Consider the following 10,144-nt stretch of genomic DNA (forward strand, 5'->3'; position numbering starts at 1 on the left):
GCCCACGTGAAGCTCGACTTCGTGCGCATCCCCGGCACCGGCAAGCGCGACGGCCTGGCCCACGGCTTCCGCGCCATCTCCCGGCACATGCCGGACGAGAACGCGGTGGCGGCGGTGATCGATGGCGACACCGTGCTCGAACCCGGCGTGGTTCGCGCCACCGTGCGCTGGTTCAAGCTGTTCCCGAACGTCGGCGGCCTGACCACCAACGAATTCTGCGAAGTCCAGGGCGGCTACATCATGAGCCAGTGGCACAAGCTGCGCTTCGCCCAGCGGCACATCAACATGTGCTCCATGGCCCTGTCCAAGCGCGTGCTGACCATGACCGGGCGCATGTCGGTGTTCCGCGCCAGCGTGGTCACCGCCCCCGAGTTCATCGCCGACGTCGAGAGCGACCACCTTAACCACTGGCGCCTGGGCCGCTTCCAGTTCCTCACCGGCGACGACAAGTCCAGCTGGTACAGCCTGATGCGCCTGGGCTTCGACACCTTCTACGTGCCGGACGCGGCGATCAACACCGTCGAGCACCCGCCGGAGAAGAGCTTCATCAAGGCCAGCCGCAAGCTGATGTTCCGCTGGTACGGCAACAACCTGCGGCAGAACGCCCGCGCCCTGGCCCTGGGCCCGCGACGCCTGGGCTGGTTCACCACGGTGGTGCTGTTCGACCAGCGCGTGTCCATGTGGACCTGCCTGCTCGGCCTGGTGGCGGCGATCATCGCCAGCCTCAAGTACAGCATCACCTTCCTGCTGGTGTACCTGCTGTGGATCGGCATCACCCGCCTGGTGCTGACCCTGCTGTTGTCGCTGTCCGGCCACCCGATAGGCCCGGCCTACCCGGTGATCCTCTATTACAACCAGATCGTCGGCGCCCTGGTGAAGATCTACGTGTTCTTCCGCCTCGACCAGCAGTCCTGGACGCGCCAGAGCACCAAGCTCGAACGCGGCCTGAACCGCTACCAGCGCTGGTTCAACACCTGGTCTTCGCGCGCCATGACCTTCTCTGCCGCCAGTGTGTTCGTCGCCGTACTCCTGACGATCGTATGACCCCTTGAGCAACCGGCCCGCGGCCGATCCGACCCGTTTCGAACATAGGACCGACTTCATGAATACCGCCGTCAACGTCAACGTCGTGCACGAATCCGAAGCCCAGCGCCAGCACGCGCGGGTCAAGCTGCCCGCGCGCATCCGCTACATCGGCGGCAACCGCGAGGGTGTCGACGCCAAGCTGCTCGACCTCTCCGCCGGGGGCTTCGCCTTCGTCGCCAGCGGCGCGCCGATCCAGGTCGGCGACATCCACAAGGGCAAGCTGCTGTTCCAGATCGACAGCCTGAGCTTCGCCCTGGAGGTGGAATTCCAGGTGCGCTCCTTCGACCCGGACAGCCGCCGCGCCGGCTGCGAGTTCCAGCACCTGAAGCCGCGCGAGATCGCCGCGCTGCGCTACCTGATCACCGCCTTCCTCGCCGGTGAGGTGATCAGCGTCGGCGACATGCTCAACACCCTGCAGCGCGAGAACTTCACCAAGGCCCGCAAGCACGGCGGCGCCGGCGGCGGCATGGGCTTCCTCGGCCGCGCCCGCGCGGTGACCCTGAGCACGGCGATCTTCGTGGTCGGGGTCGGCGCCTTCGCCTTCATCCTCAACCAGCTGTACAACCTGTACTTCGTCACCCACGCCGACTCCGGCGTGGTGAACATCCCCGCGCAGCAGATCACCATGCCCCGCGAGGGCACCGTGGACAGCCTGGTGCAACTGGACGCCAACGTCGACAAGGGCGCGCCCATCGCCACCTTCTCCACCAGCCTGCTCGACCTGCTCAAGGGCAACCTGTCCGACGAGCAGCTCAACCCCGGCAACATCGAGAAGCTCTTCGGCCACCAGCTCAAGGGCACCCTGACCAGCCCCTGCGACTGCCGGGTAATCGAACAGCGCGTCGCCAACGGCCAGTACGCCAACAAGGGCGACGTGATCTTCACCCTGGCCCCGCGCGAAGCCAGCGCCACCGTCGAGGCGCGCTTCGCCTACCGCAGCGCGGCCGAGCTCTCGCCGGGCACCCTGGTGCATTTCCAGATCGCCGGCGACAGCGAAGTGCGCAGCGGCCGCATCGTGCGCACCGCGCCGGTGGACGGCGACCTGTCCTCGGAAATCCGCGCGCAGATCCAGCCCGACCAGCCGCTGGACAGCCAGCTGGCCGGCCGCCCTACCGAGGTCAGCATCGGCGGCATGCCCGGCCGCACCCTGCTGAACAAGGCGATGGCCCTGGCCACCGCGCGCTGAGGAATCGAGCATGAACGCTATCGCCCATCCCCTGCTGCGCCACGCCGGCCTGGCCCTGGCCATCGGCCTGGCCGCCGGCTGCGCCGGCCTGCCGGACCAGCGCCTGGCGGACGAGGCCATGGCGCGCGGCGACATCGCCACCGCCCAGGCCAACTACCAGGCCCTGGCCACCCTCGGCTACGCCGACGCCCAGGTCGGCCTCGCCGACATGCAGGCCGCCAGCGGCGACGTCGCCGCCCAGGCCAAGGCCGAGAAGCTCTACCGCGAAGCCGCCGAGACCTCGCCGCGCGCCCGCGCGCGCCTGGGCAAGTGGCTGGCGGCCAAGCCCGGCGCCAGCGACGCCGAGCACCGCGAGGCCGAGCAACTGCTCAACCGCGCCTTCAACGAAGGCGAGGACAGCGCCCTGGTGCCGCTGATCGTGCTCTACCTGCAATACCCGCAGGCCTGGCCGGGGGTGAACCCGCAGCAGCGCATCGACCAGTGGCGCGCCCAGGGCCTGCCCCAGGCGGACCTGGCGCAGATCATCCTGTACCGCACCCAGGGCACCTACAACCAGCACCTGGCCGAGATCGAGCAGGTCTGCCAGCGCTGGCTGTCGCGCATGGACGTGTGCTGGATGGAGCTGGCCACCGTGTACCAGGTGCAGGCCGATGCGGACAAGCAGAAGGCCCACCTGGAGCGCCTGCGCGCCGCCAGCAAGGCCGGCCGGGTGCCGCCCGAGCGGGTCGAGTCGGTGGCCCAGGTGCTGGCCGACGCCGACCTCGGCAAGCCCGACCCGCAAGCCGCCCAGGCCCTGCTCACGGAGCTGGCGCCGAGCTTCCCGGCGGCCTGGGTCGACCTCGCCAAGCTGCAGTACGACTACCCCGAGCTGGGCGACGTGGAGCAGATGCTCGACTACCTGAAGAAGGGCCAGGACGCCGCCCAGCCGCGCGCCGAGCTGCTGCTCGGGCGCCTCTACTACGACGGCAAGTGGATGCCCCAGGACCCGCAGAAGGCCGAGCAGCACCTGCTCAAGGCCGCCGCCAGCGAGCCCCAGGCGCACTACTACCTGGGGCAGATCTACCGCCGCGGCTTCCTCGGCAAGGTCTACCCGCAAAAGGCCGCCGACCACCTGCTGATCGCCGCCCGCGCCGGCCAGGCCAGCGCCGACCTGGCCCTCGCCCAGCTCTGGTCGCAGGGCCGCGGCGTGCAGCCCAACCGGGTCAACGCCTACGTCTTCGGCAGCCTGGCGCAGCGTCGCCAGCTGCCCCAGGCCGGCGACCTGCTGAGTGAACTGCAACCGCAACTGCAGCCGGCCGAACTGAGCCAGGCGCAGCAACTGCTCAAGCGCGAGGAACAGGCCCGCGGCGCCAACTGGCAGGCCACCGTCAGCCTCATGCAGAACGAACAGGAACAAGAAAGCCTATGAAGCGCCCCGACCCGACTCCCGCCCCGCTCCTCCAACCGCTCCGCCTGGCCCGCGCCGTTCGCCGCGCGCGCCTGTTCCCGGCGATGCTCGGCGCCGGCATGAGCCTGGCCGGCACCCTGCTGGCCAACGGCGCCTGGGCCGACGACACGCCGCCGAAGAACTACGGCATCGACATCAAGATCACCGCCGAGTCCGAGGACGACCGCGACCTGGGCACCGCCCACGGCGGCGACCTCAACGGCATCGGCCTCGACCTGCGGCCCTGGGCCTTCGGTCAGTGGGACCAGTGGAGCGCCTACGTGATGGGCCAGGCGGTGGCCGCCACCGACACCATCCAGACCGACACCCTGCAGTCCGATGAAATCGACACCAGTCGCGGCAGCAGCGACAACAAGCGCGAACCCGACGACGCCTACCTCGCCCTGCGCGAGTTCTGGGTCGACTACGCCGGCCTCACCCAGTACCCCGGCGAGCACCTGCGCTTCGGCCGCCAGCGCCTGCGCGACGACAGCGGCATGTGGCAGGACACCAACATCGAGGCGCTGAACTGGACCTTCGACACCACCCTGCTGCGCGCCCACCTGGGCGCCGCCCAGCGCTTCTCCGAGTACCGCACCGACATCACCGACCTGGCCCCGGAAGACAAGGACCGCACCCACGTCTTCGGCGACATTTCCACACAGTGGGCGCCGCACCACTGGGTGGGCCTGCGCCTGCACCATAGCGACGACAGCGGCAGCCTGCCGGATGCCGGCGAGACCATCGACTCGCTGGACAAGCGCTCCACCGGCGACCTCACCTGGGTCGGCGTCGAGGCCAACGGCGACGGCTACAACTACCGCTCGCAGATGCCGCTGAACTACTGGGCCAGCGCCACCTGGCTGACCGGTAACCGCGACCGCCTGACCAGCACCGCGGTGGACGGCGAGCGCGTCGCCACCGGCAAGCAGAGCGGCGACGTCAACGCCTACGGGGTCGACCTCGGCCTGCGCTGGAACATCGACGAACAGTGGCGCGCCGGCGTCGGCTACGCCCGCGGCAGCGGCGGCGGCCACGACGGCGAGGACCAGTTCGAGCAGACCGGCCTGGAGAGCAACCGCTCCAACTTCACCGGCACCCGCGCCCGCGTGCACCGCTTCGGCGAGGCCTTCCGCGGCGAGCTGTCGAACCTGCAGGACGCCACCGTGTTCGGCGCCTGGCAGCTGCGCGACGACTACGACGCCAGCGTCGTGTACCACAAGTTCTGGCGCGTCGACGGCGACTCGGATATCGGCAACAGCGGCATCAGCGCGCCCCTGGAGAACAACTCCAAGGACATCGGCCAGGAGGTCGACCTGGTGGTCACCAAGTACTTCAAGCAGGGCCTGCTGCCCGCCTCGATGAGCCAGTACATCGACGAGCCCTCGGCCCTGGTGCGCTTCCGTGGCGGCGTGTTCAAGCCGGGCGACGCCTACGGCAGCCATGTCGACTCGACGATGCACCACGCCTTCGTCGACTTCATCTGGCGCTTCTGAGGATCAGGACGATGCGAGCCAGCCGTCACTGGGTCCCCGCGTTCGCGGGGATGACACCAGGCACCGCCGTCACTCCCGCCAACGCGGGAGCCCAGCGCCTTCCGGCTCCACGCCCGCAGGGAGAACCCACCATGAACCGCCATCCGCTACCCCTGGCCGCTCTGCTGCTCGGCGGCCTGCTCGCCGCCGGCGGCCCGGCCTGGGCGACCACGCCCGCGGTCAACGCCAAGGACGTCGCCGAGCAACCCTCGGCGGCCAAGGAGCCCGGGCACACCCAGGGCCTCAAGGAAACCGGCAACTACACCGTGACCGCGCTGCCCGAAGGCCCGCTGCACCTGGACCCGCCGAAGCTGCCCGACCTCTCCGGCTACACCGCCGCGGCGGTGGCGAAGAAGATCGTCCGCAAGCCCGGCGGCAAGGCCGTGCTGCAACGCATGGTGCAGCAGCAGCCGCTGAAGGAATTCACCGGCGGCAAGAACCGCCTCGCCGAGTGGGTGAAGCGCCAGAAACAGATGCCCCAGGCGATCTTCATCGAGGCCGGCTACGTCAACCTCGCCGACCTCGCCGGCAAGTTCGGCAAGGCGCTGGAACAGGTCGAGCCGGGGGTGTTCGTCGCCCGCCTGCCGATCGTGGTCAGCCAGGGCGCGACCCTGGAGATCGACAGCAAGGTCAAGGAACTGCGCCTGTCCCAGGATCGCGGCGCATTCCTGGTCAACGACGGCAAGCTGTTCATCCGCGACACCCAGGTCACCGGCTGGAACGAAGCGCAGAACCAGCCGGCCTGGTTCAAGAGCCCCAATGAATTCCGCCCGTTCCTGATCTCCTGGGGCGGCGCCGAGGCCTACCTGGTGAACAGCACCTTCACCAGTTTCGGCTACAACGCCTCCAAGGCCTACGGCATCTCCATCTCGCAGTACAGCCCGGGCATGGACAAGACCATGAAGCGCCCGCGCCCGAAGGGCTGGGTGATCGGCTCGACCTTCGTCGACAACTGGTACGGCTTCTACTGCTACGAGGCCGACGACCTGGTGGTGCGCGGCAACACCTACCGCGACAACGTCATCTACGGCATCGACCCGCACGACCGTTCGCACCGCCTGATCATCGCCGAGAACACCGTGCACGGGACGAAGAAGAAGCACGGCATCATCGTCTCGCGCGAGGTCAACGACAGCTGGATCTTCCACAACAAGACCTTCGACAACCATCTCTCCGGCATCGTCCTGGACCGTAACTCGGAACGGAACCTGGTGGCCTACAACGAGGTGTACCGCAACCACTCCGACGGCATCACGCTGTACGAGAGCGGCGACAACCTGATCTACGGCAACCAGGTACTGGGCAACCAGCGCCACGGCATCCGCATCCGCAACAGCGTGAACATCCGCCTGTACGAGAACCTCGCCGCCGGCAACCAGCTGATCGGCGTGTACGGGCACATCAAGGACCTGTCCAACACCGACCGCAACATCGACCTCGACCCCTTCGACACCAAGGTGTCGCTGATCGTGGTCGGCGGCAAGCTGGTCGGCAACGGCTCCGGCCCCTTGTCGGTGGACTCGCCGCTGTCGCTGGAGCTGTACAAGGTGGCCATGCTCGGGCCGACCAAATCCTCGGGCATCAGCTTCAACGGCGTGCTCGGCGAGAAGCAGGACCAGATCCTCGACCTGCTCGTGCGCCAGCAGCGCGCGGTGCTGATCGACCCCGTGGAAAGCCAGGCCGAACTGCAGAACTGAGGACCCGTACCATGACCATCCGCCCCCATCACCTGCTGCGCCTGTCGACCCTCGCCGCCGGCCTGCTGCTGACCCACGGTGCTCTTGCCGCCGGCGCAGCCGACGCCGGCGCGCCGAGCTACAGCGCCCTGCCCGCCGCCGGCCTGTGCCCGGCCGCGGCCGACGACAAGGCCTACAACACCAAGTACCTGGGCTTCTTCACCCACCTGGTGCCGGCCCAGGAAGACTGGCTGTTCCGCACCACCTACGACCTGCGCACCGACTTCGGCACCAGCCCCGAAGGCTGGCGCGAGCTCAAGGCCCTGCGCGAGGCGCTGCAACGCCGCGGCGTCGAGCTGATGGTGGTCTACCAGCCGACCCGTGGGCTGATCAACCGCGAGAAGCTCAGCCCCGAGGAGAAGGCCGCGTTCAACTACGACCTGGCGAAGAAGAACTACCTGGCGACCGTCGCCAAGTTCCGCGAGGCCGGCATCTACACCCCGGACTTCTCGCCGCTGTTCGACGAGAAGGAAGCCCACCCCTACTACTTCAAGGGCGACCACCACTGGACGCCCTACGGCGCCATGCGCAGCGCCAGGATCGCCGCCGAAACCCTGAAAGAGATGCCCGCCTACGCCGGCATCCCGAAGAAGGAGTTCGAGAGCAAGCGCGTGGGCCTGCTGTCCAAGCTCGGCACCTTCCACAAGGCCGCCGCGCAACTCTGCGGCAGCAGCTACGCGCCGCAGTACGTCGACCGCTTCGAGACCGAGCCGGTGGGCGAAAGCTCCAGCGGCGACCTGTTCGGCGACGGCGGCAACCCGCAGGTGGCCGTGGTGGGCACCTCCAACAGCGGCCCGGCGTACAACTTCGTCGGCTTCCTCGAGCAATACGGCAAGGTCGACATCCTCAACAACGCCGTGTCCGGCGGTGGCTTCGACAGCTCGCTGCTGGCCTACCTGACCAGCGACAGCTTCCACAAGAATCCGCCGAAGATCCTCGTCTGGGAATTCGCCACCCACTACGACATGGCGCAGAAGAGCTTCTACCGCCAGGCCATGCCGCTGGTGGCCAACGGCTGCGCCGAACAGAAGGCCGTGCTCAGCCGCAAGGTCAAGCTGCACGCCGGGCGCAACGAAGTGCTGCTCAACAGCGGCGCCATGCCGATCCGCAGCGGCAGCTTCACCGCCGACGTCACCTACAGCGACCCGGGCATCCACGAGTTGAAAAACACCGTCTGGTACATGAACGGCCGCCGCGAGCAGTTGAAGATCGAGCAGTCCAAGGCCGTCGACACCGGCGGTCGCTACGTCTTCGAACTGCGCAACGACGAGGACTGGCCCGACCAGCAGTTCCTCTCCCTGGAGATCGAGGCCCCGGACGACATGCCGGCCGGCCTCGAGGTCGAGGCGAAGCTGTGCCAGACGCCGCAGATCAAGGCCACCGACACCACCGTGGCCGGGAGGTAACCCCATGTCCATGCAGAAACTTTCCCGCCACAAGGGCCTGCGCCTGCTGTGGCCGGCCCTGGCCCTTTCCAGCCTCGGCAGCCTCTACGGGCAGAGCAGCCAGGCCGCCGACCTGGTGCCACCGCCGGGCTACTTCGCCGCCGTCGGCGAGCGCAAGGGCGACGCCGACAGCTGCCCGGCGGTGCCCACGCCCTACACCGGCTCGCTGCAGTTCACCAGCAAGTACGAGGGCTCCGACTCGGCGCGCGCCACCCTCAACGTCGCCGCCGAGGGCAAGTTCCGCGAGCAGATCAAGGACATCACCGAGATGGAGCGCGGCACCACCAAGCTGATCACCCAGTACATGCGCAGCGGCCACAAGGGCGACCTGGACTGCGCGCTGAACTGGCTGGACAGCTGGGCGCGGGCCGACGCGCTGGAAAGCACCGACTTCAACCACACCGGCAAGTCCATGCGCAAATGGGCGCTGGGCAGCCTGTCCTCGTCCTACCTGCGCCTGAAGTTCTCCAGCAGCCGCCCGCTGGCGGCCTACCCGCAGCAGTCGGCGCAGATCGAACAGTGGTTCGGCAAGCTCGGCACCCAGGTGGTCAGCGACTGGAGCAACCTACCGCTCAAGCAGATCAACAACCACAGCTACTGGGCGGCCTGGTCGGTGATGTCCACCGCCGTGGTCACCAACCGCCGCGACCTGTTCGACTGGTCGGTGCGCGAATTCAAGGTGGCGGCCAGCCAGGTCGACGCCCAGGGCTACCTGCCCAACGAACTCAAGCGCCGCCAGCGCGCCCTGTCCTACCACAACTACGCGCTGCCGCCGCTGGCGATGATCGCCGCCTTCGCCCAGGTCAACGGCGTCGACCTGCGCCCGGAGAACGGCGGCGCGCTGCAGCGCCTGGCCGAACGGGTGATGCAGGGCGTGGGCGACCAGCAGGCCTTCGACCAGAAGACCGGCAACGACCAGGACATGACCGACCTGAAGGAAAACAGCAAGTTCGCCTGGCTGGAACCCTACTGCGCGCTCTACAGCTGCGCGCCCAAGACCCAGGACTGGCGCAAGAAGATGGAGCCCTTCAACAGCTTCCGCCTCGGCGGCGACGTGACCAAGGTATTCAACCGCGGCAACGGCAGCTGAGGCGACGGCGGATAACCGCGAACGGTTATCCGCCCTACGCTCGGACGGCCCCTTGGCGTAGGGCGAATAACGCTCCGCGTTATCCGCCGCCAGGCCGCTCCATCCCGCACATGCGGAACCCCCGACCCAAGCGCACCAGACGCCGGGCGGGCGCACCACCTTAGCGACACAACGGGGAGGAACTGGCGGGTGACACCGGCCTTTTCCTTGCGCGCCGACAGGCGCCGGAAGGGCTGGAGCCACCCAGGGTACGAAGCTCCAGAGCGAGACGGGCAATGGTCTTTTCTTCCAACGTGTTCCTGTTCCTGTTCCTGCCGATCTTCCTCGGCCTGTACTACCTGAGCGGGAACCGCTACCGCAACCTGCTGTTGCTGGTGGCCAGCTACGTCTTCTACGCCTGGTGGCGAGTGGACTTCCTCGCGCTGTTCGCCGGCGTGACCCTGTTCAACTACTGGATCGGCCTGCGCATCGGCGCCGCCGGCGTGCGCACCCTGGCGGCGAAACGCTGGCTGATCCTCGGCGTGGTGGTCGACCTCTGCGTACTGGGCTACTTCAAGTACGCCAACTTCGGCGTCGACAGCCTCAACCAGATCATCACCTCGTTCGGCCTGCAGCCCTTCGTGCTGACCCACATCCTGCT

7 protein-coding genes and 1 pseudogene are annotated in these 10,144 nt (G+C 68.0%); all 8 read left to right on the top strand.

Annotated features, from left to right (window positions below; all coding sequences use genetic code 11):
- Positions 1-1,044, top strand: a 1,044-nt coding sequence (gene alg8, locus P3W75_RS18270) for a mannuronan synthase (RefSeq protein WP_276228727.1), incomplete at its 5' end; no start/stop codon positions are given.
- A 58-nt stretch (positions 1,045-1,102) separates the two neighbouring features.
- Positions 1,103-2,272 (top strand): alginate biosynthesis protein Alg44, encoded by a 1,170-nt coding sequence (locus P3W75_RS18275; RefSeq protein ID WP_276228728.1) that lies wholly within the window; start codon positions 1,103-1,105, stop codon positions 2,270-2,272.
- 10 nt (positions 2,273-2,282) lie between these two features.
- Complete coding sequence (gene algK, locus P3W75_RS18280) at positions 2,283-3,680, top strand: alginate biosynthesis TPR repeat lipoprotein AlgK (protein WP_276228729.1); 1,398 nt, start codon at positions 2,283-2,285, stop codon at positions 3,678-3,680.
- Positions 3,681-3,763: 83 nt separating this feature from the next.
- The gene (locus P3W75_RS18285; RefSeq protein WP_430765384.1) at positions 3,764-5,194 is read left to right on the top strand and encodes an alginate export family protein; all 1,431 of its coding nucleotides are present in this window, start codon (positions 3,764-3,766) and stop codon (positions 5,192-5,194) included.
- Positions 5,195-5,325: 131 nt separating this feature from the next.
- Positions 5,326-6,930 carry a mannuronan 5-epimerase AlgG gene (gene algG, locus P3W75_RS18290; protein ID WP_276228730.1) on the top strand — a complete coding sequence of 535 codons (1,605 nt, stop codon included), beginning with the start codon at positions 5,326-5,328 and terminating at the stop codon, positions 6,928-6,930.
- Between the two features lie 11 nt (positions 6,931-6,941).
- The gene (locus P3W75_RS18295; RefSeq protein ID WP_276228731.1) at positions 6,942-8,375 is read left to right on the top strand and encodes an alginate O-acetyltransferase; all 1,434 of its coding nucleotides are present in this window, start codon (positions 6,942-6,944) and stop codon (positions 8,373-8,375) included.
- Between the two features lie 4 nt (positions 8,376-8,379).
- The gene (locus P3W75_RS18300) at positions 8,380-9,504 is read left to right on the top strand and encodes a mannuronate-specific alginate lyase (RefSeq protein ID WP_430765383.1); all 1,125 of its coding nucleotides are present in this window, start codon (positions 8,380-8,382) and stop codon (positions 9,502-9,504) included.
- Positions 9,505-9,779: 275 nt separating this feature from the next.
- A pseudogene (locus tag P3W75_RS18305) lies at positions 9,780-10,144 on the top strand (MBOAT family O-acyltransferase); the annotation flags it as partial.

Origin of the sequence: Pseudomonas citronellolis, from assembly GCF_029335315.1 — a bacterium.
Classification (GTDB): Bacteria; Pseudomonadota; Gammaproteobacteria; order Pseudomonadales; family Pseudomonadaceae; genus Pseudomonas; species Pseudomonas citronellolis_A.